The 26,035-nt window shown below is 46.1% G+C and carries 17 protein-coding genes, 2 tRNA genes and 1 pseudogene; 16 read left to right on the top strand and 4 right to left on the bottom strand.

All coding sequences use genetic code 11. The annotated features are described in order from the left end of the window. Position 1 precedes the first annotated feature (1 nt). The 5 genes and pseudogenes from F0220_RS24145 (at position 2) to F0220_RS24125 (ending at position 6,472) form a co-directional block, all read left to right on the top strand. Entirely contained in the window at positions 2 to 1,273 is a 1,272-nt protein-coding gene (locus F0220_RS24145) for an STM4014 family protein (protein WP_223199767.1), read from the top strand. Further along, a complete protein-coding gene (locus F0220_RS24140; RefSeq protein WP_105601149.1) occupies positions 1,266 to 2,051 on the top strand; it encodes an STM4013/SEN3800 family hydrolase in 786 nt (261 codons plus the stop codon). The genes F0220_RS24145 and F0220_RS24140 overlap by 8 nt, the downstream gene beginning before the upstream one ends. A 65-nt stretch (positions 2,052 to 2,116) precedes the next feature. Beyond that, positions 2,117 to 3,508: an STM4012 family radical SAM protein gene (locus F0220_RS24135; RefSeq protein WP_105601148.1), complete on the top strand. Its 1,392-nt coding sequence runs from the start codon at positions 2,117 to 2,119 to the stop codon at positions 3,506 to 3,508. After that, a pseudogene (locus F0220_RS24130) lies at positions 3,505 to 4,364 on the top strand (STM4011 family radical SAM protein). Before F0220_RS24135 ends, F0220_RS24130 begins: the two are co-directional and overlap by 4 nt. A 410-nt stretch (positions 4,365 to 4,774) precedes the next feature. Continuing rightward, complete coding sequence (locus tag F0220_RS24125) at positions 4,775 to 6,472, top strand: methyl-accepting chemotaxis protein (RefSeq protein ID WP_105601146.1); 1,698 nt, start codon at positions 4,775 to 4,777, stop codon at positions 6,470 to 6,472. Positions 6,473 to 6,619: 147 nt separating this feature from the next. Here the strand turns inward: F0220_RS24125 and asnB are convergent, their stop codons facing one another. Further along, complete coding sequence (gene asnB / locus F0220_RS24120; protein ID WP_105601144.1) at positions 6,620 to 8,464, bottom strand: asparagine synthase (glutamine-hydrolyzing); 1,845 nt, start codon at positions 8,462 to 8,464, stop codon at positions 6,620 to 6,622. A 192-nt stretch (positions 8,465 to 8,656) separates the two neighbouring features. On the opposite strand from asnB, the gene F0220_RS24115 reads away from it, so the two are divergent. Beyond that, complete coding sequence (locus F0220_RS24115; RefSeq protein WP_017692581.1) at positions 8,657 to 8,956, top strand: hypothetical protein; 300 nt, start codon at positions 8,657 to 8,659, stop codon at positions 8,954 to 8,956. A gap of 31 nt (positions 8,957 to 8,987) precedes the next feature. Further along, positions 8,988 to 9,344, top strand: coding sequence for a hypothetical protein (locus F0220_RS24110; protein WP_105601142.1), 357 nt, complete (start codon positions 8,988 to 8,990; stop codon positions 9,342 to 9,344). 177 nt (positions 9,345 to 9,521) lie between these two features. Here the strand turns inward: F0220_RS24110 and F0220_RS24105 are convergent, their stop codons facing one another. Continuing rightward, a complete protein-coding gene (locus tag F0220_RS24105) occupies positions 9,522 to 9,815 on the bottom strand; it encodes a magnetosome magnetite crystal formation protein family (protein WP_017692583.1) in 294 nt (97 codons plus the stop codon). 292 nt (positions 9,816 to 10,107) lie between these two features. Here F0220_RS24105 and F0220_RS24100 point away from each other — a divergent pair. The 3 genes from F0220_RS24100 to F0220_RS33265 all read left to right on the top strand — a co-directional run bounded on the left by F0220_RS24100 (position 10,108) and on the right by F0220_RS33265 (position 15,730). Beyond that, a tRNA-Arg gene (locus F0220_RS24100) sits at positions 10,108 to 10,181 on the top strand. 422 nt (positions 10,182 to 10,603) lie between these two features. Then, positions 10,604 to 11,374, top strand: a complete 771-nt coding sequence (locus F0220_RS24095) for a class I SAM-dependent methyltransferase (protein ID WP_105601140.1) — start codon at positions 10,604 to 10,606, stop codon at positions 11,372 to 11,374. 396 nt (positions 11,375 to 11,770) lie between these two features. Beyond that, positions 11,771 to 15,730 (top strand): S8 family serine peptidase, encoded by a 3,960-nt coding sequence (locus F0220_RS33265; protein WP_308737366.1) that lies wholly within the window; start codon positions 11,771 to 11,773, stop codon positions 15,728 to 15,730. Between the two features lie 127 nt (positions 15,731 to 15,857). On the opposite strand, the gene F0220_RS24085 is transcribed toward F0220_RS33265, so the two are convergent. Further along, positions 15,858 to 17,087 carry a CynX/NimT family MFS transporter gene (locus tag F0220_RS24085; RefSeq protein ID WP_149846776.1) on the bottom strand — a complete coding sequence of 410 codons (1,230 nt, stop codon included), beginning with the start codon at positions 17,085 to 17,087 and terminating at the stop codon, positions 15,858 to 15,860. A gap of 765 nt (positions 17,088 to 17,852) precedes the next feature. Continuing rightward, positions 17,853 to 17,926, bottom strand: a tRNA-Arg gene (locus F0220_RS24080). A gap of 189 nt (positions 17,927 to 18,115) precedes the next feature. Between F0220_RS24080 and F0220_RS24075 the strand changes: the two genes are divergently transcribed. The 6 genes from F0220_RS24075 (at position 18,116) to lonB (ending at position 25,949) form a co-directional block, all read left to right on the top strand. Continuing rightward, positions 18,116 to 19,096 (top strand): hypothetical protein, encoded by a 981-nt coding sequence (locus tag F0220_RS24075; protein ID WP_374954425.1) that lies wholly within the window; start codon positions 18,116 to 18,118, stop codon positions 19,094 to 19,096. Between the two features lie 138 nt (positions 19,097 to 19,234). After that, positions 19,235 to 20,575 carry a trigger factor gene (gene tig, locus F0220_RS24070; RefSeq protein ID WP_091011867.1) on the top strand — a complete coding sequence of 447 codons (1,341 nt, stop codon included), beginning with the start codon at positions 19,235 to 19,237 and terminating at the stop codon, positions 20,573 to 20,575. A 378-nt stretch (positions 20,576 to 20,953) separates the two neighbouring features. Next, positions 20,954 to 21,544, top strand: a complete 591-nt coding sequence (gene clpP, locus F0220_RS24065) for an ATP-dependent Clp endopeptidase proteolytic subunit ClpP (protein WP_036605886.1) — start codon at positions 20,954 to 20,956, stop codon at positions 21,542 to 21,544. Between the two features lie 12 nt (positions 21,545 to 21,556). Beyond that, positions 21,557 to 22,810 (top strand): ATP-dependent protease ATP-binding subunit ClpX, encoded by a 1,254-nt coding sequence (gene clpX, locus F0220_RS24060; RefSeq protein WP_036605887.1) that lies wholly within the window; start codon positions 21,557 to 21,559, stop codon positions 22,808 to 22,810. 120 nt (positions 22,811 to 22,930) lie between these two features. Further along, positions 22,931 to 24,028: a flavodoxin-dependent (E)-4-hydroxy-3-methylbut-2-enyl-diphosphate synthase gene (gene ispG / locus F0220_RS24055; RefSeq protein WP_091011869.1), complete on the top strand. Its 1,098-nt coding sequence runs from the start codon at positions 22,931 to 22,933 to the stop codon at positions 24,026 to 24,028. A 166-nt stretch (positions 24,029 to 24,194) separates the two neighbouring features. Continuing rightward, a complete protein-coding gene (lonB, locus tag F0220_RS24050) occupies positions 24,195 to 25,949 on the top strand; it encodes an ATP-dependent protease LonB (protein ID WP_105601135.1) in 1,755 nt (584 codons plus the stop codon). Positions 25,950 to 26,035: the final 86 nt, after the last annotated feature.

Here is a 26,035-nt window from a genome sequence, read left to right as displayed (position 1 = left end):
GATGTCAGGCGTAAAGGAAATGAATGAGAATCTGCATCAACCAATAGATGTACCTGATTTAACGCAAGATCAGCCCTTTTTATTGATCGGAAACCCTGATAACCGACGAACACAGGGGCTGCAAGAGGCTAGGCATAGATTGGGTTTGAAACCTGCGGTTGTACTGCCCTATGCTCAATTGCTCCAGAATTGGAGGCACGGACGAACCATCGCTGATACAGTAGATTCCAATCTGCCCGTACCCCTGATTCGAATAGATGCTCCTGGAGAGGATTGGAAAGTGGAATGTGAGCTACTGTTCCTTGGAGCTATGAACGATACGTCACCGTCAACATTAACGGGTGAAATGGGAGCAGAAGCATTTTCCGCAGAACAGGCACTCGCGCTGGAACAGCAGTGGGGAAGAATATACGCTCCTGCCCAGTGGTTCCGTGGCTGGAAAGCATGTCTGGATCGAATCGGCCGTGAGTCTCGGAAAATATGGCCTGAAGTCCGATTCTTGAATGATCCCGCCGATATCCAATTGATGTTTGACAAGAGAACATGTCAGCAGCATCTATCTTCTCATGGGGTTCAGGTACCTCCTACGCTCCAGTCTTCACAGCCGATTCGAAGTTACACCGACTTGCGTACAGCTATGCAATATGCCGGTATGAACCGTGTATTTGTAAAGCTCGCAAGTGGCTCCGGGGCTTCAGGAGTTGTAGCCTATCAAGTCAATCCCCGAACGGGTGATGAGATCGCTGTAACAACGATGGGGATGGAACAGATACAGGGCAAGACGATTTTCTTCAATGAAGGACGTCTACGCAAGTATACCCGCGGTGAAGAGATTGCTACGCTGATGAACTGGTTATGTGCAGAAGGTGCACAGATTGAACGGTGGATGCCCAAAGCTACGCTTGATCAACGGGCCTACGATATTCGCCAACTGGTTGCGGGTGGACAGGCAGGTCATGCGATTATGCGGCTGAGCCGTACGCCAATTACTAATCTACATCTGCGCAATGAGCGTATGCTGCCTGCTGAAGCAGGGTTGGATGAACAGCGGATGTCGCTGATTCGGTCGGTAGCGCAAGCAGCCATGTCTGCATTTCCCAACTCGTGGTCAGCCGGGATTGATGTGATGCTTACTAGTGGGTCGAATCCGCGTGCCTATGTGCTGGATGTGAATCCGTTTGGAGATCTGTTATACAGGGTTGAGCATCATGGCCTCGGAACCTACGAGTGGGAAATGGAACTTTTACGAAAGGAGCCTATTCAACATGCCTGATATGAACACCATCGTGGGCTCCCATGATTTGTTAATGATTACGCTGGATACGTTACGATATGACGTAGCCAAGCTGGAAGAGGAGAATTGTCCTAATCTATGTGGTTCGGGTTCGTGGGAGAAACGTCATACCCCAGGCAGTTTTACATATGCGGCGCACCATGCTTTTTTTGGTGGTTTTATGCCGACCCCTGCCAATACAGATAAGGCATCTCATGTAAGGCTATTTCATTCCCGGAATACCGGACTCAAGACACATCCGCACACTTGGCTGTTTGATACACCGGATATCGTATCCGGGTTCGCAGCTGAAGGTTACCGTACCATCTGTATTGGCGGCGTCATCTTTTTTACGAAAAAAAACCCGCTTGCGAAAGTATTGCCCGGTTATTTCCAACAGAGTTACTGGCGAATGAACTTTGGGGTAACCAACCCCAAATCAACAGAGCATCAGGTACAGCATGCATTAAAGTTGCTTGAACAGACAGCGGAGGATGAAAAGATATTTATGTTTTTGAACGTGTCTGCCATTCATGGCCCCAATCGTTACTTTGTAGAAGGAGCCAAGGAGGACTCGGTGGAGACTCAGCGAGCTGCCCTTCGATATGTAGATGAGGCTCTTGGACCATTGTTCGAGGCGATGAGGAAACGCGCTCGGCCTACCTTTTGTTTGGCTTTTTCCGATCATGGTACAGCTTACGGTGAAGACGGGTATCAAGGACACCGGCTTGCGCATGATGTCGTCTGGACGGTGCCATACCGTGAATTTTTAGTATAGAACGTATTACTCTTAAACGTGTTAATCTTATGATGATGATAACAACCGGAGACAGGAGGAGACCGATGGACAATCATTCTCAACCCATGACAACAGGCCATTCCGATCAGTCCGGATCCAATACAACGATTACAGGTCTTCGTGAAGTACTCGAATTCCCTTATCGTTCGTATCTGTACTCATACCCGCACAAGACCGCATATCGGGAGCTTGACCCACCAATGCCGCTGGGGCCAATGTGGGAACGAGAAAATACCGATACATATTTTTTATATATGCACATTCCCTTTTGTGCTGCACGTTGCGGATTCTGTAATCTGTTCACCCTGCCGGATCGACGGGATGATACGCATGAACGTTATGTGGATGCGCTGGAACGTCAGGCGAAGCAGTGGGCACCCATTACATCTCGAAGACCGTATTCCCGGTTTGCGATTGGTGGAGGAACGCCTACATTATTAAATGAGGTTCAGTTGAATCGTCTGTTTGATATTGCCGAACATGTGATGGGACTAGACCCTTCGCAAGCATCGATTTCGGTGGAAACGTCGCCGGATACCGTTACGGACGCCAAGCTGGCCATTATGAAGGAGCGAAGTGTGGATCGTATTAGTATGGGTATCCAGAGTTTCATTGAAACTGAAGCATCTGCCATCTATCGTCCACAAAAACCGCAGGAAGTTGAACTAGCGCTTGAGAAGCTTACTAGGTATGATTTCCCATTGTTAAATCTGGATCTGATCTATGGTTTGCCGGGTCAAACGGTGGAATCGTGGATCTATTCATTGGAAAGAGTTCTGGCCTATGAACCGGGCGAGATCTTTATCTATCCCTTGTACACACGGGAAAATACAATCGTGAAGCCTGAAGATATTCGCCGTCAGGGACCTGACATTCGGATGGAGCTGTATATAGCTGCACGTGAGACATTGAAAAGCAAAGGTTATGTGCAATATTCGATGCGCAGATTTGCCAAGGAACAGTCGTCCTCCAAAGTGCTCTTGCCTTATAGCTGTCAGGAGGAGGGCATGGTTGGTCTGGGATGTGGTGCACGCTCTTATACGAGTGAAGTACACTATGCATCCAAATACGGCGTGAGTTACAAGGCCACACAGAGCATCATTGCCGATTATGTGGCGACTGAGCGCTACGATGTGGCGGATTATGGTATCGTGTTAAGCCGTGAGGAACAGAGACGCCGCTTTATTCTGAAAGCCTTGCTGCATCGGGAGGGATTGATGTTGTCTGACTACCAACAGCGCTTTGGTACCGATGTGATGTCCGACTATGTCTGGTTGGCTGAACTGTTGACAGAGGGCATGGCGGAGTTGGAGAGCGATGAGGACAAGCAGGTGCTGCGTCTGACAGAAGAAGGACTAGGTTACTCCGATGCGATTGGAGATTGGCTTATATCTGCCGAAATTCGTGAACAGATGGAAGGGTTTGTTTTATCATGAGAGCGACTTTGTATTATCGGGGGAAGTTGTCTTCCTGTAATTACGACTGTCCATACTGCCCTTTTAGCAAAACCGTGGATTCCAAAGAGACGTTGGAAGTGGATGAACAACAATTGCGTCAATTTGTGAATTGGGTCAGGAGCAAGAGCGTGCCGGGCATCAATTTTCGATATTCTTCAATCCCTACGGTGAAGCTTTGGTGCGTCGTTGGTACCGGGAAGCGATGGTTGAGCTGTCACATATGCCACATGTGGATAAAGTTGCAATTCAAACCAACCTGTCCGTCAAACTGGATTGGGCGAGAGAGCTGGATGCGAATAAAGCAGCCTTTTGGGCGACGTATCATCCTCGTGAGACAAAAGAGGCTTCTTTTGTAAAACAATGTCTGACCTTGCGTCAGATGGGACTTGCTTTTAGTGTCGGTACTGTCGGACTCCGTAGTGCTTTCCCCGCAATCGAGTCCATGAGACAGGCTTTGCCGGATGATGTGTATATGTGGGTAAATGCCTTCAAAGATCGGCCCAAGTATTACACGCCGGAAGAGGTTCAATTTTTACGTGGGCTTGATCCGCTTTTTGAAGGAAATCTGCAGGATTATGAGAGCTTGGGCAAACGTTGTGCTGCCGGTTCCGAAGTATTTTATGTACAAGGGTCAGGGCATGTGAAGCGGTGTTACAAGGATCGTCGAATCATTGGACATCTGTATCGCGATGGTCTGCAGGCTTTGGCCGCGGATCGGCCTTGTCGTATGAAAAAATGTGGCTGTTACATCGGTTATATCCATATGGAGGATTCCCCGTTCAGAGAAACGTTTGGCAGCGGGCTGCTTGAACGCAATCCGGTATTGATTCGTTGACCGGCATTTCATATTTAGCTATTCCACTGGGGAGCTGGATTATGTTTATTTGTTTCTAAACCACATATCAGCGTAACTTCAAACGCATCTTTTAGTATAGGCAAGATCAGACCTTTGGTTTGGACTTGCCTACTGGAAGGTGTTTTTTTGTTTTACCGGACTAGAGTTAGTGTTTGTGTACTTTTTTAAAAGGGACTTGACAATTTCGAAAAATAATATTTTAAGTTTATGATTCAAATTTCATATTTTTTGGGTTAGTATGAATAGGAAAAAAGACCCTGTTATGAATAGTATTTGTACATATAATCACGAATTATATTTTTAATTGGGTCTAAAGTCTTAATTAAATTAAAAGGAGGGTGGATGTAGGAAGCATCATGCACGTTATCTGAACTTTCGGGGGAGTACACATGAAAAAAATCTCAATTAGCCGTAAATTACTTATGGGTTTCTCATCTGTGCTGTTATTATTGGTGGCTATAACGGTTATAACATATACGCAGTTTATAGCTGTTGAGAAAACGTATACAGAATTAATCAATGATAGAACAAGCAAACTATTGCTCATTAAAAATATGTCGATTGATCTTAAATCACAGCAGATTGCTTTGAGAAATTATATTTTGGAAGACAATGCAGAGAACGAACAGGCATTTAATAAAGCTTATGAAGATTACATAGCGATAAATGAAGAATTAAAATCAACAGTTTCAAGTTCAAAGATGAAAGATTACCTTTCACGCTCAGATGAAGCGATGAGCCGATATTATGAACTTGCACAGCAGATTATGACATTGACAAGACAGGGGAATAACAGTGAAATCTCAAGATTACTGAAGGACACAGCCCCAAGTTTGATCTCTGAATTTGAAGGCATTGTGGAAGGCATGGAAACGCATCAACAAGATGCCATGAACTCAGGCGTTGTGGAGGCTAATCTTCAGATTGTGCAAGTCCTTAGGTGGATTGCAATTATTGGAGTGGCTTCTCTTCTCATCGGGGCACTTGTGGCGTATGTCATTGGCAGAATGATATCCTTGCCTGTTGCTGCTGTTGCCCAATCCGCGAGCCGGATTGCAGCCGGAGATCTGACTGGTGAGCCTATTGTGGTCCGTAACAAGGATGAGATTGGTGATCTCGCCCAAGCCTTTAATATCATGTCTGCCAATTTGCGTACACTCATTCATCAGGTAGGAGACAGTGCAGAACGGGTAGCTGCCTCTTCAGAGGAGTTGACGGCAAGCACCGAACAGACAGCAACCGCCACAGAGCAAGTGGCCATCACAATGGGTGAGATTGCAACAGGTATGGATACACAGGTTCGAATGGCGAGTGATGGATTCCAGACGATGAATGAGTTGACGACAGGCTTTCAACAAGTTACGGAGAACACACTCCATATGTCTGAAGAAGCTACCAAAGTCTCCGTAAAAACAATATCGGGTAGCGAGTCAGTTCAGTCTGCGATAGGTCAAATGAATTCTATACAAGGGACGGTGTCGAATCTGTCGGTCGTGATCCAGGAACTGAGCAGGCACTCTCAGGATATTGTGAAAATGGTGGACAGCATCTCGGAAATATCAGCACAGACGAATCTCCTATCCCTTAATGCCGCTATTGAGGCTGCACGAGCTGGCGAACAAGGAAGAGGGTTTCAGGTTGTTGCTACAGAGGTTCGGAAGCTGTCTGAGCAGTCTGCGCTTTCTGCTAATCAAATTGTTCCGTTGGTGGCATCGATTGAGAAGGGAATGCGAAATGCTGCTGAATCTATGGTGGCTGTATCCGCAGAGGTTCAAGAGGGGATTGCACTTGTTCACCAAGCGGGAGCCACATTTGATGAAATTCGTGAGGCGGTTGGAAGCGTAGCGGGGCAAACACAGGAAGTCTCTGCTTCAATTGAGCAAATGTCAACAGGTGTAGAACAGATTAATAGGTCTATGAAAACAATCATGGAAGTGACCGAAACGGGGGCCGCCGGAACAGAAGAAGTGAGTGCATCTTCAGAGGAGCAGTTGTCTGCGATGCAGGAGATCGCTTCCGCAGCCAATGATCTCTCCTTGATGGCAGAACAGTTGCAACAGACCGTCAGTCGTTTCAAAGTGCAATAAAATGAGATGAGTGGAATGTGGATAAGAATGAGCGCATACGTACAGAGATTCTTATAAAAAAAGTAATAAAAGGGTGTCCAAACACAGTAGTTACTGTTTGGGCACCCTTAAATAATTCATCATGCTGAATCAATGCATAACATGATCTTAACGAATAGCGACTTTATATGTCCGCAACCAGGTATTGATCTGAGTCAGATAAGCAAATAACTGGGGACCCGACATTAACTGTCCGAACCAGGGGAGATTGGAAGCTGCATCTGGTGAAGACGCAAGATTCCGGATCTGAGCTTTGTCAATCAAAGGCAAAATAGGTGATGTGGGATCATCCAGGATATCAAGTACCTGTTGTTTGACCGCGGCCAGATATTGCGGATTATGTGTTTTCGGGTACGGACTCTTTTTGCGATATAACACATCGTCAGGCAGGACACCTTCGAGTGCTTTACGCAGAATACCTTTTTCCCGCCCGCCGGTTATTTTCATTTCCCAAGGGATGTTAAACACATACTGGATCAGACGATGGTCACAGTAAGGTACCCGCACTTCCAGTCCTGCCCCCATGCTCATCCGGTCTTTGCGATCCAGAAGTGTAGGCATGAAACGGGTAATGTTTAGGTAGGACATCACCCGCATTTGTGCGGCTTTACCTGTTTCCCCATCCAACAGAGGCACTTCAGCCACTGCATCCGAATAGCGGTCTGCCAAATAATCGAGTGGCCGAATCCATTCCCGAATATCCGGGGATAACAAGGCTGCTCGCATATCAGGCGCTACAGACCACGGAAACGTACCGGAGTTCAGCATATCTTCTCGATGGAACCAGGGGTAGCCGCCAAATACTTCATCCGCTGCTTCGCCTGAGACGGCAACGGTGGCCCCTTTTTTGATTTCTTTACAGAACAAATAGAGCGAGGAATCTACATCCGCCATACCTGGCAGATCCCTTACTAACATGGCCTGTGTTAGTGCATGAACCAGTTCTCCGTTCTCAATCTCAATCCAGTGATGATCGGTCTTGAGTTCATCCACCATTCGCTTAATCCAGGGTCCATCTGCACCCGGCTGAAAGGAATGCGCCTGGAAATGCTTGGCGTTATCCACATAATCGACAGAATACGTACTGATTTGGCCTTGCCCGGTCCGATTGTAATAATCCACGGCTAATGCAGACAAGGCGCTGGAGTCCAGTCCTCCTGATAAAAGAGAGCATACCGGAACATCCGAAGCCAACTGGCGCTCCAGTGTATCTTGCAAGAGAGAGCGTACCTCGGCTGCCGTCTCTTCCAGGTTATGTTCGTGGTTCTGGCTTTCCAGTTTCCAATAGGCATAGGTTCGGATCCCGTTTCGGTTATAGATCAGCGCGTGAGCAGGCTTGAGTTCGCTCAGTGAAGAGTATACGCCGTGTCCTGGTGTCCGTGCAGGCCCTACGATAAACACTTCGGCCAATCCTTCCGGGCCAACAGCGGCTTCCACATCCGGGTGAATGAGCAGAGCTTTGGGCTCTGAACCAAATACGAGTGTGTCTTTGTTATTACTGTAGAAAAGAGGTTTAACGCCAAGGCGATCTCGTGCGATAAAAACCTGTTCGCGTCCCCCATCCCATATGGCAAAAGCAAAAATACCGTTAAACCGGTCAACACATGCCGGTCCCCACTCAATATAAGAGGCGAGCAACACTTCCGTATCACATTGCGTGCGGAACTGATGCCCCCGCTGGAGCAATTCCTTTTTCAACTCGGGTGCATTGTATAGTTCTCCGTTATACACGACGGTATAGGAGGTATCTCCCTGTAACGCATGCATGGGCTGTGCGCCGTTCTCGGGGTCCATTACACTAAGACGCCGATGTCCAAAGGCACAAGGATTGGAGATCCATGTACCTGAAGCGTCGGGCCCCCGGTTCGACAAGCTATCCGTCATACGGACCAGCAGCTCTGATTCCTGGGTCAAATCCCGATTCCACTGTATGAAGCCGGTAATACCGCACATGGTTTGTTCATCCTTTCTTGGTCGAGTCATTCATCCGTATGGCTGCTTAGTTACTGGCAACCAGCAAATGTTGTCTTTTCGTCAGAGGTCGTAACAAATATATGCCGAAAGCAGGCATAAAATGTCTGTCCTCTTCGGAAACTAGTTCTAGGGACAACGGCCTCAACATGCCTGTGAAGGAGAGAACATGCAATGGACAGTATGAAGTATTATGTGTCTGTCATGGGCCGCTCCGTTATTCCGGATCCGTCGGTAACATCGTATGAATGGATCATTCAGGCAACGCCGCAGGAAGCGGAGCAATTACTGGGACTGCTGAGCCTCATGCAGGAAAAGGAGGAAGAGGCCTTTCCTGGCATGGTATTCCCATGGCCAGATACACCGGAGGAGTCCGTAAACCGAGCGTATGAAACGGTATTACAACAGGTGTATCGAGAGATTTACCGATTGGGCACACCAGAGACACGATACCAGATTGAACAAAGTACATGATAAGCACAAAGGAAAAGGAGCGCGATGACGAATGTATGCCATTCAAGATGCCAAAATACGCAGATTAACCGAGGTGGATGGATTGTCTTGTGCAGAGGTTGAAGTGCAGCCTGGAAATGCCGGAGATCCATCGTTACTTGTATACGTGGCTTCAACCCAGCCCGGAAATTCGCTGGAAGTTGTTCGGATTGTACGCAATCACTCCGATTCGGCGATCGACTGGTATAACAATAATATGCATACTGCGTTTGAAGAGGCGACAGAAGTCGCATTTGAGAACAGCGAAGGTATGACAGTAGAAGAAGATAAAGCTCGGTTTCAAAGTGAGTTGTTTTCCTTTGGTTTGCTTGGTCCAACACTTCAACGTTATCTGATCGGGCAGGCTTAACAGGTAACGCTCCAGCAATACATGTGGTGTTAGCGGGATAGAGTTCAATGTTGAGCTATATGTAGATGTGACCTGTTGCTGTTGCCGGTTGCTCTGACTGTATCTGTAACTGGAAAAACCCGCCGTTGTTGAACGGCGGGTTTTGTTATGCGATGGTCAGATCAGGTGGAGATGTGATCAAGCATACTCGCGCAGTACTTGAATCCCTTTAACCACATTGTACACAAAGCTTAATCCGTAGATCACAAAGAATAGAATGACAAACCCGACGGCGGAACCCAGACTATGCGCAGTTACGAAGAAATAAAATAACGGAATGGCAGCGAGAAAGGGGAATACATGTGAGAATAAGGCGCGTTTTGCATGTCCCTCAATGTAATCATCCTTGGCAACAATCCATATAATGATCGGAAACAGGAACGGGGCAAAGAAAATACTGAAATAGGATAGGGCTGATAAAAGCTGTCTCATGACGATTCTCTCCTTCAATGGATCATTGAAATGTATGTATGCAAAAGATTACCCAGCAATTCTGACATTGAAAATGTCTGATGTTAATCTTACTCTAAATGTCCCAATCTCCTCAATATAACCTGGTTCAAGCTATCATATTCTCAAAGGGGCTGGAGTATGAGAATAATACGGTAAAGTACATGTTTGAACCGGTGTTTAAGTATAATTATTAATTTTTTTATAAAACTATTGAAAAATATAGAAATCAGAGTATAATAAGAACCGCGCCGAAAATTTATTATACATATTTGTCTCAGTAGCTCAGCTGGATAGAGCAACGCCCTTCTAAGGCGTCGGTCGGGGGTTCGAATCCCTCCTGGGACGTAAAAAAAGAAAACTTCCTTCAGGAAGTTTTTTTTGCGTTCAAGGGAAGAGAACCCCAATGGTTCGTCGGAGCATCTGCTTCGTTAGCACTACATCGCAGTCTCGACTGGAAGGAGAGTATCCCTCCTGGGACGTAAAAAAAGAAAACTTCCTTCGGGAAGTTTTTTTTTGCGTTCAGGGGAAGAGAACCCCAATGGTTCGTCGGAGCATCTGCTTCGTTAGCACTACATCGCAGTCTCGACTGGAAGGAGAGTATCCCTCCTGGGACGTATTAAAAAGAAGCTTCCTTCGGGAAGTTTTTTGCGTTCAAAGGAAGTGTCCTATTGGTTATACCTATAAACAATATAGAATCTATATATTTAAAGAATAAACAATTCTATGCCACAATGAGGATATCAATAACGAAAGCGACGGTGGTATCCATGAAATCATTAAATCAATGGCAAGCAGACGAATATGATAACAAACTGGCTTTTGTGTCGGGATATGGCAAAAATCTGATCTCTTGGCTTCAACCACAAAAAGGGGAATACATTCTTGATCTGGGTTGCGGGACAGGGGATTTGACGCATGAAATTTCTCTGACCGGAGCTGAAGTTATTGGCATGGACGCATCGCCAGACATGATTCGCCGTGCGGGGGAGAAATTCCCTGAACTTGAGTTCGTGGAAGGAGACGGTCATCAGTTTGAGACGAAAAGACTGTATAATGCCGTTTTCTCCAATGCAGCCCTGCACTGGATGCGAAGCCCGCGATTAGTGGTGGATAGTATATGGAAATCTTTGAAGCCCGGAGGGCGTTTTATAGCAGAATTCGGTGGTAAAGGGAATGTTCAGACCATTGTGAATGCATTAGAGCAGGTTATGGAGCGGAGCACGGACATTCGTGCATCGGAACGTAATCCTTGGTATTTTCCGTCGATCGGAGAATATAGCCATATTTTAGAACAACGTGGATTTGTGGTGCGACAGGCCTATCACTACGAGCGTCCTACCAGACTGGCAGATGGTGAGCAGGGTATAGTAGGCTGGTTGGCTCATTTTGGAGGCGACTATTTTGCAAGTCTCAGTCATGAAGAGATACAACAAATATGCAAGGAAACCAGTCAGATCGTGAAGCCTCACCTTTGGAAAGATGATGCTCTGTATGCCGATTACAAGCGTCTGCGTATTGAAGCCGTGAAGCCAGAATAAGTAAAAATTTATGACGTGTAGCAATTTTTATCGATGTTAAACGAATTATCAAGATCCTTTGTATGCTAACGACGCTTCCCCTATACACCAGGAATCTCTTTCGGATAAAGAGGCTCTTGGTCTTTTTTTTTTGATGCATTATTTTAAAAATGAAATATTCAAACGACAAATAATTACAAATGGATATTTTTATCGTACTCAAGACCCATATAAGTAATTTCTATATCATATTTGTAAGTATTTAGAAGGAAAATGTGGTATTTTGATAGAATAATTTACCAAGGGTCAAACTTCTTGCAGATAGGTGGTGAAATTGGAGTGTGTATTGCAGTACACACAAACAGCAGGAACCCATCATTTGGTGACGTATTCACATTTAAAAGGAGGGGCAAAGCCTTGAGTAAACGATTGATATCCACTTTATTAAGTGTTCTGATGGTCTTTTCCATTATTCTCCCCGCGGCTGGAGCCGCTCCCGCAGATTCAGTTATTCAGCTTGAAAACTTACCGAGTACAGCCGAAGCCAAACAATGGAGAGAAATTCTTGCAGGGCGGGAAGCCAAACTTGCCGCAGATCCATTTTTGGATAAAAGCTTGGAAGGCCTGGGTGGAGAGAACACCCGCGTGATCGTTGAGCTTTCCAATAAACCTGTTGCAGTAGCGCAAGGTGAATCAACCCTCTCCGGAAAATCTTTTACCTCCTCTATGGAAACAAAGGCTGTGACTCAAGTTGAGCAACAACAACAGTCATTTGTACATAGCCTCACTCAGAAGAAAATCAAACATGAAGTATTGGAAGAATATGCATATGCCCTAAATGGTGTAGCGATTGAGCTTAAAGGAAACCAAGTGGGACAATTGCTTCAAATACCTGGCGTGGTCAGCGTATATCCTGACCTTGAATTTACAATAGCGCCTGAGACAGATGAAGTGAACCCGTACATGAAAGACACAGCACCTTTTATTGGTGCACCTGAAGTATGGGATCTGGGTTACAAAGGAAATGGCATCAAAGTGGGTGTCATCGATACAGGGATTGACTATGAGCATCCTAATTTGCAGGAAGCTTACAAAGGCGGATGGGACTTTGTTGGTAACGACAATGACCCGTATGAAGCAACGTATCAAGAATGGAAAAGTTCAGGGGAACCTGAGTTTAACGAAAGGGGAAGTGCCTTTTATACATCCCACGGTACGCACGTAGCCGGTACCATTGCTGCTCGTGAAGCAGGTGATTACGGGATTGTTGGCGTTGCTCCTGAAGCAGATATCTATGCATACCGTGTACTTGGGCCGTATGGTAGTGGTCAAACCTCATGGGTGCTCGGCGGAATTGATCGTTCCGTTGAAGATGGCATGGATATAATTAATCTCTCTTTGGGGAATACCGCTAACGATCCAAGTTATATTACCTCGGTAGCCCTGAATAATGCGATGCTGTCTGGTGTGACAGCAGTAGTTGCCAGTGGCAATGACGGACCTAACCGTTATACACTTGGTTCTCCAGGGGCGTCTGCGATGGCGATTACGGTAGGTAACTCAACAGGTCCTAGTCAGCTCATTACAGCGGATACTCACTTCTGGATTGGTGAGGAAGGCGAAGAGGCACAACCTGAACAACAACCGGTGCCAGAGGTTGAACAATCTCCTGAACTGGGTACGGCACCTGGAACAGAAGAGCCTGAAGGTTCAGAGCAAGGTGTACCCGCAACGGTTGATGAGGAAAGTGCAGCAGCTGTGGAGGACACAGTTTCTAACGAAGCTGAAGTTCCGAATGTAGAAGAAGCTACAACGGAAGAAAATACGCCATCTGTATCACCTTCTGCACCCGTTGAAGCTTCTCCTGAAGCTGCCCCTGTGGAAGAAGAGTCTGTAGTTGCTCCGACTGAAGCTCCACTGGCTATTACTGAGTCGGTTTACCGTCTGGATCTGATGGGATGGAGCCTGTCGGCAGACCCTGAAACTGTTTTGACAGGGAAATATGAGCTTGAATATGCAGCACTGGGTAAGCCAACTGATTTTGAAGGTCAGGATTTTACAGGTAAAGTGGCATTAATACAGCGTGGTGAAATCGCATTTGTAGAGAAAATCGCCAATGCTAAAGCAGCCGGAGCCTTGGCTGTTATTGTATATAACAACATTCCGGGTCCAATCGGTGTGAGTCTGGGCGATAACTTTGAACTCATTCCAACACTGAGCATGTCCAAGGAAGATGGTGATGTGATCAAGGCTGAGTTGGACGCAGGCCAAGCCGTTGAAGTAAGCTTTAGTGATTTTGAACGCAGCCAAACGCCGGGTGATGAAATGAATTCATCCAGTTCCCGCGGACCTGCCAAGGTAACACTTGACATCAAACCGGATATTGTTGCACCAGGTACAAGCATTCTGTCTACGATTCCTGCCTACGGCAAGGATGAGCCAGACGCAGATTACGCACAGGCTTATGATCGTAAATCAGGTACAAGTATGGCTACACCTCATGTAGCAGGTTTGATTGCGCTGCTGATCGAGAAGCATCCGGAATGGACGCCATTTGATATCAAAGTTGCGCTGATGAACAATAGTAAAGTGTTGGATACAACCCAATTTGATGTATTTGATCAAGGTGCTGGCCGTATTCAGGCTGTGAATACTATTGACCCTGTTGCTTTTGTCAAGGTGCTTGATGTAACTCAGTACACCGAAAGTGGCGCTGTTGTTGAAAAGGAAAATATCACCGGAAGCATCAACTACGGTAATTTCCTGAGCACAGATGAAAAGACGATTACCAAAACGATTAAAGTTGAAGCGCGGAATGGCAGTGGAGGGGATTACACCGTAAATGTGAATCCAACTCGTAATGTTGCTGGTGTATCCGTTGAGGTAGACAAGAGTTCCTTCACACTGAATGGTGAGGAAGAGCTTGCAGTGACAATTACCGTTCCACGAGGGGTTACTGCGACTACAGAAGCACAAGGATACATTGAGTTCTCGAACGGAACCAATACATTTACTGTGCCATATGTTGCTCATTTCAACGTTACGTTGAGTGGAGTTAAATATATTGAAACCGTAAAAGGCACTGAAAAAAATCCTTTTCACTATCCATTGAAGGCTGATGGTACGTTGGATACACTTAATGTAGCGATGGAATTCTACAATCCGATGACATTCGCCCTGATTGAGATTTTTGATGGTCTTAATCCGGAAGGTGGATATTATCAAGATGGTTATATCGGTTCCATTTTCGGTAACTATTATAATTTCAATGCTAACGCAAGATATAATCTTGCCTGGGACGGCACATATGCGGATTACACAACTAATGAAGTGACAGAGATTCCGGATGGTTTATACACCGTTGATATCACTACTATTGGTACGGACGGCAAAACCTATAAGGAAGACACTTCGCCATTTTTGGTGAAAAAGACAGCTCCGGCTGTAACTGCACCAGAAGCGTTGGAGTTCAAAGAGGATGAGTCTGCTGTTCTTAATGGTAGCGTGGAAGACTTGTACTTCCGTGTAGCACCTGCGCTTGCCAGCGGGTGGGACATCACGTTTGATCCGGCCGCTTCCCTGGAAGCAACGTATGTTGTGAAAAAAGAGGATGGTTCGGTTTATAAAGAAGGAGTCTTTGAAGTACAAGCTGATGGTACCTTCAGCCTTCCTTTGGAGGGAATTGAAGCAGGCGAGTATGCTGTTGAACTTACGGTAAAAGACCAACAGGGGCTTTCGGGTACAGCCAATACGGCACTGAAATTGGAAGCCGTGGAGACCGAACCAGAAACTCCGGCAACTAAGGCCCCAGGTACGCCTGTATTGTCTCACAATAACTGGGTAGGCAACGGCTTACCAGAGGGCGCGTATATCGTTACAATGAACCTGTGGTGGGGCGAGAACGCAACTAGCTACAAGTTATATGAGGACGGGGTTTTGGTTGATACGCAAAAGTTGACTTACAACGCACCTTGGGCGCAGTTTGCTCAGACGAAGATCACGGGCAAAGCCAATGGCACGTATACGTACGTGGCTGAGCTGACTAACGACAAGGGAACAACGCGTAGTCAAACGTTGACTGTTCGGGTTACCAACGCAACGCCAGGCAAAGCGGTTCTCTCTCACGATAACTGGGATGGCGACGGCTATTATAAGGTGACCATGAACCTGTGGTGGGGGACCAACGCTACAGAGTATCGTCTCTATGAAAATGATAAGTTGATCGATACGCAAGAACTCCGTTCGGCTACACCTTATGCGCAAAGTGCTGTGACTACACTGTCCGGGAAAGCATCGGGCACGTATACGTATCGGGCAGAGTTAATTAACTCTGCCGGAGTTACCAGCACAGACACGATTAAGGTAAAAGTGAAGTGAGTTCATTCCTCATTGAAATTGATTAAAATTGAATAAATTAATGAAGGAATTGTTCTATGCATAAACGGCCTCCATCCTGATTTTCAGGATGGAGGCCGTTTTGTTTTTTTATAAATGAGTTGTGTGACTAACCGATCATTCTATTTTTGCTGGCCTGAATCCCTGCGATTAGCAAAGCGATGGCCAGAATGACCTGGATTAGCAATGGAAGTGTCCATCCTTTTGTCCAGTCATGAAGCATGCCAAACAATAGAGGTCCCACTGCGGCCAGCATATATCCGAAGGACTGGGCCATACCGGACAGGCTTGCAGCTTGTCTGGCATCTTTTGTGCGAAGGACGAAGAACATCGTTACCATGCCAAATGAAGCTCCAGCACCTATTCCTGCCAACGTGACACCAATGGTAACGAGCGAAGCGACGCCACTTAACAATAATGCATACCCGACTATCAAAGAAGAGCACGTTATCGCGGTTAGAACACGCTGATCTCGTATTCGGCCGGCGAGGATCGGAACGATAAAGGTAGCCGGGACACTAACCAACTGCATTAGTGAGAGCATCCACCCTGCTGAGGTGGGGCTGAATCCTTGCTCAGCGAGAATCTCGGGAAGCCAGGTAATCGTTGTATAGAATATTAGAGATTGCAGACCCATAAATAAAGTAATGAACCAGGCCAGGGAAGAGGTCCGTAGACGTACAGGCGTCCCTGCACTCTGGGTGGCTATGAATAACATTCGCTGACGTCCTGCGGCGATCTGGGGGAGCCACAAGAGAAGCGCCAATATGGACAACAAGGCCCACATGCCTAACGAAGCACGCCAACCCATAGAAGTGGCTCCTGCTACGGGTACACTCACACCTGAGGCGATGGCGCCAAATATATTCATGGATACAGAGTATAATCCGGTGACGATACCTATCCGCAATGGAAAATCACGTTTGATCAAACTTGGCAAAATCACGTTGCTAAATGCAATGCCGCACCCCAAAATTGCAGTTCCTGCATATAAGGAGAGAACGGAAGGCAACAAGCGTAAGGCCACCCCAATGGTTACAATCATAACAGCCAATAGCAGAGCAGATTCGAGTCCTAAACGCTTGGCTAGGCGTGGTGCAAAAGGAGAGACAGCTGCAAAGGCAAGCAAAGGAAGTGAGGTCAGAAGCCCGACCATTGTATGGCCGATACCTGTATCTGAGCGGATCATCTCCACTACAGGTCCGGTTGCTGTAATCGGTGATCTCATGGTAGCGGCGATGACGATAATGCCTGCTAACAACAGACCGAATCTTTTGGATGTCGAAGAATGTTCTTCCTCGGTATGGATAGGTGAGTGCTGCTGTATTGAAGATGACATTGATAAAATCTCCTGTTTCCTAAGAAGTTAATATGTATGGATTGGTACATAATCCACTCCGTAAGCATAACATTCTATGTCAATATTGAGCAATGAAATGAAAAAACACCCAATGGACCGTGGGTGCCTTGACTAGCCTATGAACTCTAACGAATCCACGAGGTCTTATAATGGGTAAAATCGCTATTTTCAGATTCTAACGAACCTCAGCGACCTTAATCAGCCTATAAATTGCAAATAGGTGAGTTAATCCCCCGGCATGGTGAAATAAGCTCTCTATGATTCGTTAGAGTTCCATGATGCTGATTTTGGGTCAAATAAAGTGTCCGATGTTCGTGAGAACATCGATACTGAGACGTGGTCACCCATGAAATGAGCTAATGCAAACATTTTGATGAAGCGACATAGATATGTAACGAAGCGGATGCTTTGACGAACCATAGGGGTTCTCATCCCCAGAACGCAAAAAAAACTTCCCAAAGGAAGTTTTCTTTAATACGTCCCAGGAGGGATACTCTCCTTGCAGTCGAGACTGCGAAGTGGTGCTAACGAAGCGAGTGCTCCGACGAACCATAGGGGTTCTCACCCCCAGAACACAAAAGAAGCTTCAGAGGGAAGTTTCTCTTTCTTTACGTCCCAGGAGGGATACTCTCCTTGCAGTCGAGACTGCGAAGTGGTGCTAACGAAGCGGATGCTTCGACGAACCATAGGGGTTCTCATCCCCAGAACGCAAAAAAAGCTTCCCGAAGGAAGCTTCTTTTAATACGTCCCAGGAGGGATTCGAACCCCCGACCGACGCCTTAGAAGGGCGTTGCTCTATCCAGCTGAGCTACTGAGACATGAATTTTTTCAAGCAAAATTGATTTTATCATATGCATAAAGGAATATCAAGCATTTTATTTTAAACTATTTTTCGTATATGATATTTGGCGGCAGTAACGTTTTTTTCATTATATTTAAGGTTATGTTAGAATATCAGGAGAACTCAGAAAATAGATCAACAATCGTTTTAATATATACATCTATTTATGTTGATTCCGACTGGAGATTCAGGATATAGAGGAGGTGCTCCCATTAAGGAATCCACGACCCCGGAAACCGAGCATAACAACAATATTGTGCTGTTTCCTAAGACGCTGGACTATTACCAGATTCAATTGACAGTTATGCTTGAAAATGAACGGTATGGTGAAGCGATGAAATTGCTTCACTTTTTGCTGCAATGTCAGGGACAGGAAGAGCGCCACTATGATGAATGGCGGGCCCTGCTCGAATGGCTTCAGGCTGCGTTTCCTCAATATGAAGAAACTTTGACTGCCGTTCTTGAAGAACGAGAAGAGGAAGAAGAGATTAGTGAGGAAGACATGGCACGGCATCATGCCCGAATGAAGCTTGAACAGGATGATGGCTATGCAGATAAGATGCTTCGCACAGTGATGGAGGAGCCACTGTCTGAACAGACGATGCTGGCTTTGGAGCAGCTGGCCTATCTTGATCTGCCGAAGATTGACGAGGCACTTACGAGTTGGTTAAAAGATAAGTCGCTTCACCCTCTGCTTCAATTCCGGGTGCTGCAAACCTTGCGTCGCCGAGGTGTTCAAGGTATGATCCTGTTTACGAGAGGTGAAGAGCAGGTTGAAGTCGAGATCGACACCGTGCCTCTTAGACCAGAGGAATTCCCAATCCAAATCGTTCAGATTCTGGAACGAGTGGCAGATCAGACGGAGGTTCATGAACCTACGCTCTTTTATTTTGCCCAGGAACTGTGGATACAATATGTCATGGCGGTGTATGGAACCCGTGATTATGTATCGATGCTGGAAGAAAATGATTCCATGACAGATATATGGGCAGCAGCTCTACATATGACCGTTGCAGACAGTCTGGGTGGTTCTCATGATGAGGAAAATACCCGCTCAATGTATGCTGTGACAGGCGCGATGCGCTTTCGACTGGAGCAGGCTTATCGTTCCATGAAACAATTTGTATCTGCCGGTTTGGATGGTTAATCGAGGCCGGAAACGTTTTCCTTAAACTGTATCAAGGGATTCCCCTTGAAAAAGAATCTAATCTTGTTTATACTAAAATGGTTATTTTGTACGTGATTGCCTACGTGAACATGTGAATTTTGGAGGGGAAAGTATACAATGAAAGCAACTTGGGAAAAGATAGAGAAGAACCTTGGGGTTCTTGAGGTTGAAGTGGATGCAGATCGTGTAACTGCAGCACTCGACAAAGCTTTTAATAAAGTGGTTAAACAAGCAAACGTACCTGGATTCCGTAAAGGTAAAGTACCACGTTCCATCTTCGAAGCGCGTTTTGGTGTAGAGAGCCTTTATCAAGAAGCAATCGACATTTTGCTTCCTGAAGCCTATACAGAAGCAATCGACCAAACGGATATCTTCCCGGTTGATCGTCCTGACGTAGATGTTGAACAATTCGCTAAAGGCGAAACGTTCAAATTCAAAGCAAAAGTAACTGTGAAACCTGAAGTTACTCTTGGTGAGTACAAAGGAATCGAAGTTGCTGTAGCAAAAGGTGAAGTAACTGACGCAGAAGTGACTGAAGAACTTGAGCGTCTTCAACAACGTCACGCTGAACTCGTTGTAATTGACGAAGGTTCCGCTGCTAACGGTGACGTTGCAGTAATCGACTTCGACGGTTCCGTTGATGGTGTACCTTTCGAAGGTGGACAAGCTGAGCGTTATTCCCTGGAACTGGGTTCCAACACATTCATTCCTGGATTTGAAGAACAAGTTGTGGGTCTGTCCACAGGTGACTTCAAAGACGTAGAAGTGACTTTCCCAGAGAGCTACCATGCAGCAGAACTTGCTGGCAAACAAGCGGTATTCAAAGTGAAAATTCACGAAATCAAACGCAAACAACTTCCTGCATTGGATGATGAGTTTGCTAAAGATGTTAGCGAATTCGACACACTTGAAGAGTACAAAGCTGACCTGAAAACACAATTGGAATCCCGTAAAGCTGACGAAGCCAAAGCTGCTACTGAAAATGCAGTTGTAGAAAAAGTGGCTGAGAACGCTGAAGTGGACATTCCTGCTGCAATGGTTGACAGCGAAGTACAGAACATGATGCGTGATTTCGACAACCGTCTGAAAAATCAAGGAATGAACCTTGAAATGTTCCTGAGCTTCTCTGGCCAGACTCAAGCTGACCTGAGAGGACAAATGCAAGAAGATGCTTCCAAACGTGTTCGCAACAACCTGGTGCTTGAAGCTGTAGGTAAAGCGGAAAACATTGAAGTGTCTGACGAAGAAGTGAATCAAGAACTCGAAAAAATGGCTGAATCATACAAGCGTCCTGCTGATGAGATCCGTGGCATCCTCGAGGGTAATGGTTCCCTGGACAGCCTTCGCGATGAAGTGAAACTGCGTAAAACGATTGACGTTCTTGTTGAGAACAGCACAGTTGTTGAACCTGTTGAAGCTCCAGCTGAAGAAGTTGTTGCAGAAGCTGACGAAAAATAAGACAAGCTGTTATCAACTTGTCAGTTGAATAAACGATAAGGCACGTGAATTATTGCGTGCCTTATTTTTAAATTGTTACATCCATTTTATAGAAAATGAAGTAAGTATATGGATGAACACTAATTTTATTTATCCACGTACACTTTTTACATACCTATGTACTTCATGCAAATAAAAAACGGCAAGACGGCATAGGATGGCTTCAATTTGCACATACATAGAAAACATGGTTAAATATGATCAGGCTAAAAAAGTAAACAAACGATGTCTGACCCCTCTTGTGAAAAATGACATTGTCACAGGAAAGTGTTAGAATGAATTTGGGTTTGCTTTACAGGTGGCCTATGTCTAATTACATGTAGAAAAGAGGTTGGTCTCATGAGTCTGGTGCCAATGGTTATAGAACAAACCAATCGAGGCGAGCGGTCTTACGATATATATTCACGTTTGCTGAAAGATCGCATTATCTTTCTAACCAGTGCGATTGATGACGATGTAGCCAATCTTGTCATAGCACAGCTTTTGTTTTTGGCAGCCGACGATCCTGAGAAGGATATCAGCTTGTACATTAACTCACCTGGTGGTTCTGTCACCGCAGGGATGGGTATATACGATACGATGCAATTTATCAAGCCGGATGTATCTACCATTTGCGTAGGGATGGCAGCAAGCATGGGCTCGTTATTGCTGACAGCCGGTGCACCTGGCAAGAGATATGCGCTGACAAACAGCGAAGTAATGATTCATCAGCCGCTTGGCGGCATTCAAGGACAGGCTGCGGATATTAAGATACACGCAGAATGGATTATTAAAACACGTCAGAAACTGAATCAAATATACGTCGATCGTACGGGTCAGCCTCTTGAGAAAATTGAGCGGGATACAGACCGTGACTTCTTCATGAGCGCTGAAGAAGCCAAGACGTACGGCATTATTGACCAGGTGCTCAGTAGACCGATCAATTCCTAAAGGGGTGGTTTCATGTTTAAATTTAACGATGAGAAAGGGCAACTGAAATGCTCTTTTTGCGGTAAATCTCAGGAGCAGGTACGCAAGTTGGTCGCTGGACCAGGCGTGTACATTTGTGATGAATGTATTGAACTTTGCACCGAAATCGTTGAGGAAGAACTTGGTCATGATGAAGAAGTAGACCTGAAAGATATTCCGAAACCAAAAGAAATTCGTAATATTCTGGATCAATATGTTATTGGACAGGAACAAGCGAAAAAATCATTGTCTGTTGCGGTGTATAATCACTACAAACGGATCAACACACAGAGCAAAATTGAAGACGTTGAATTGTCAAAGAGTAACATTTTGCTGTTAGGACCAACAGGTTCTGGTAAAACGTTGCTTGCGCAAACGATGGCAAAAATTTTGAATGTTCCTTTTGCTATTGCTGATGCTACGTCATTAACTGAAGCTGGTTATGTGGGTGAGGATGTAGAGAACATCCTGCTCAAACTGATTCAAGCTGCTGATTATGATGTGGAAAAAGCAGAGCGTGGCATTATTTATATCGATGAGATTGATAAAGTAGCGCGTAAATCCGAAAACCCATCCATTACTCGTGATGTATCGGGCGAAGGTGTGCAACAGGCTCTCTTGAAAATTCTTGAAGGAACTGTGGCTTCTGTACCACCACAAGGTGGTCGTAAACACCCTCATCAAGAATTCATTCAGATCGATACAACGAACATCCTGTTCATTTGCGGCGGTGCCTTTGATGGTCTGGAGCAAATGATCAAACGCCGGATTGGTAAAAAAGTCATTGGCTTTAATACCGTTTCTGAACAAAAAGATCTGAAACCAGGTGAATACCTGGGTATGGTATTGCCGGAAGATTTGCTGAAATTTGGTCTGATTCCGGAATTTGTAGGCCGTCTGCCAGTCATCTCCACTTTGGAGCCGCTGGATGAAGATACGCTGGTACGGATCCTTTCCGAACCAAAAAACGCGCTTACCAAACAGTACCAAAAACTGCTTGAGCTGGATAATGTGAATCTGGTCTTTGAACCAGCTGCATTGCTTGCGATTGCAAAAGAAGCAATTAAACGTAACACAGGTGCACGTGGATTGCGTGCCATCATTGAAGGTATCATGCTGGAAATCATGTATGAAGTGCCTTCACGTGAAGATGTTACGAACTGTGTCATTACCGAAGAAGTTGTTGAGAAAAGAGTCGTGCCTGAACTAAGCCAATCGAAGGACGATAAGCAGGAAGAGAGCGCCTAATAAAGGCCTGAATCCCGTTGAACTCTGAAATATAGACTTGTCAGTTCTCCACTTTGGCAGAAGGCGAATTCATGTCTCTGTCAGGGTGGAGCTTTGACGTTGTGGGGAGAGAAATCACTCATGTATTTAAGACAGGATACACGTCCCGTGAAAGTGGGAAACGTAACGATCGGTGGCAGTAACGAAGTCATTATCCAAAGTATGTGTACAACCAAAACGGCAGACGTTGAAGCAACAGTTGCAGAGATTCTGCGACTGGAAGAAGCGGGTTGTCAAATTGTACGTGTTACGGTGAATAATGAGGAAGCTGCCGCAGCCATCAAGGAAATCAAGAAACGCATTAATATACCGCTCGTAGCGGACATTCATTTCAACTATAAGCTGGCTTTACTTGCGATTGAGAACGGCATTGATAAAGTACGGATTAACCCAGGGAACATCGGTAAACGTGCTAAAGTGGAAGAAGTGGTTAAGGCTTGTAAAGACCGCGGTATTCCGATCCGGATCGGAGTAAATGCAGGCTCTCTGGAAAACCATCTTCTTGAGAAGTATGGGTATCCTACGGCAGATGCTATGGTAGAAAGTGCATTGTATCACATTGGTATTTTGGAAGAGCTTGATTTCCATGATATCATCGTGTCTCTCAAAGCATCGGATGTGCCGATGGCAATTGAGGCATATACCAAAGCAGCTCAAATCATTCCGTATCCGTTGCATCTCGGGATTACCGAAGCGGGTACATTGTTCTCCGGTACGATCAAAAGCTCCGCAGGTATGGGAGCCTTGCTCTCCATGGGTATTGGTTCAACGATGCGGATCTCACTGAGTGCGGACCCGGTAGAAGAAATCAAAGTCGCTCGTGATCTGCTCAAAACATTTGGACTCATTACAAATGCAGCCACATTGATCTCCTGCCCGACGTGTGGACGTTTGGATATCGACCTGTTCTCCATTGCCAACGAAGTGGAAGAGTATATCTCCAAACTGAAGGTGCCGATTAAAGTATCGGTGTTGGGTTGTGCGGTTAATGGTCCGGGTGAGGCCAAAGAAGCGGATATCGGGATTGCCGGTGCTCGTGGAGAAGGTCTCTTGTTCCGTCACGGCAAGATGATCCGTAAAGTGCCTGAAGAAATCATGGTTGAGGAATTAAAAAAAGAGATCGACAAAATCGTCGAAGCCTACGAAGAGACAGGTGTTATTCCTGGTCGTTCGCACTGATTGATTCATATCTTGTTACAACAAAAGCTCGCCAGCGATGGCGGGCTTTTTATTTTCTCGCATACAAATTCCGCATCGCCCGTTTACGTCGCGTTGAAAAGGCTATACTACCAAGTATTAGCATGATCTCATATGAGAATAGCGACAAATAGGAGGATGTGAAGACATGGAATTTGGTATGGTCATCATGTTGATTCAGTTATTTTTTGGAGTGGTGATTGGTTTGTATTTCTGGAACCTGCTGCGTGGCCAGAAAACGAACCGCAGTGCCGTGGAGCGTGAATCTCGCAAGGAACTGGAGAAGCTGCGCAAGCTGCGTTCAATCTCACTCACCAAGCCGCTGTCGGAGAAGACGCGTCCAGCTACCATTAACGATATTGTTGGGCAAAAAGATGGGTTGCGTGCCCTTAAAGCTGCATTATGCAGTGCGAATCCGCAACATGTTATCATTTATGGCCCTCCCGGAGTCGGGAAGACAGCTGCCGCAAGGGTTGTATTGGAAGAGGCTAAGAAGAATCCATCTTCTCCTTTCAAACCGGACGCCAAATTCACGGAGCTGGATGCAACAACAGCCCGTTTTGATGAACGTGGTATTGCGGACCCCTTAATTGGTTCGGTTCATGATCCGATATATCAGGGAGCAGGAGCCATGGGCGTTGCTGGTATTCCCCAACCAAAACCGGGCGCTGTGACGAAAGCGCATGGGGGAATGCTTTTTATTGATGAAATTGGTGAATTACATTCGATTCAGATGAATAAGCTGTTGAAAGTGTTGGAGGATCGCAAGGTGTTTTTGGAGAGTGCGTACTATAACTCGGAAGACACGCATACTCCTGCTTATATCCACGATATTTTTCAAAATGGCCTACCAGCCGATTTCCGCCTTGTTGGAGCGACGACACGTTCGCCTCATGAACTGCCACCAGCTTTGCGTTCCCGCTGCATGGAAGTTTATTTCCGTCCTTTGTTGCCTGAGGAGATTGGGCGAATTGCAGAGGATGCTGTTCAGAAAATAGGGTTCAGTCCATGTCCGGATGCCGTTGATGTGGTCAAGCGATATGCAACCAATGGACGTGAAGCGGTCAATATCATCCAGCTTGCCGCTGGACTTGCGCTGACAGAGAAGCGTGAGACGCTTCAGGCGTCCGATGTAGAGTGGGTGGCGGGTAGCAGTCAGATTCAGCCACGGCCTGATCGGAAGGTCCCTACACAGCCGCAGGTGGGTTTTGTTAACGGCTTGGCGGTATACGGACCGAATATGGGAACCATTTTGGAGATTGAAGTGTCTGCTGTTCCGGCTCTTAAAGATCAAGGCCGAATCAATATTACAGGCGTTGTGGATGAAGAAGAGATTGGAGGCGGTTCGCGTACACTCCGGCGAAAAAGTATGGCCAAAGGCTCGGTTGAAAATGTGTTAACCGTATTAAAAGCCATGGGTATTCGTCCGAATGATTACGATTTACACGTGAATTTCCCAGGTGGGACGCCTATTGATGGTCCATCCGCCGGGATTGCCATGGCGACTGCCATTACATCAGCCATTCAGAGGCGTCCTGTGGATCATGAGACAGCGATGACTGGCGAGATCAGTATTCATGGTCGGGTTAAGCCAATAGGTGGCGTGCTGGCCAAGGTCGAGGCTGCCTTTCAGGCAGGAGCGAAGACCGTTATTATTCCCGCGGAGAACTGGCAGTCCATTTTTGAGAATCTGGATGGCTTGCGCGTTATCCCGGTAGATACGGTGCAGGACGTATTCCGTGAAGTGTTCGCCTGGGTCCCGGAATCACAACAGATGGAACAAACGAAGCTTGCAGAGGAGACAGTTGCACCTTCACCGGAGATTTTTCCACCGGCATCCGCTTCCTATTTGCGTGCGGACGTGCCTCGTCCAGGACAGGTTACAGATTCGGGAAGCTGCTAAGCGCTTCCCTTCATTGGTTTTTTATGTGAACATTTGATAGAATAATGAATGACTACAACCTGAGAGCCATTGGAGGTGCGAAAGCG

Source organism: Paenibacillus sp. 37 (assembly GCF_008386395.1).
GTDB classification, from domain to species: domain Bacteria; phylum Bacillota; class Bacilli; order Paenibacillales; family Paenibacillaceae; genus Paenibacillus; species Paenibacillus amylolyticus_B.
This window is presented reverse-complemented; position numbering and strand designations above follow the sequence as displayed.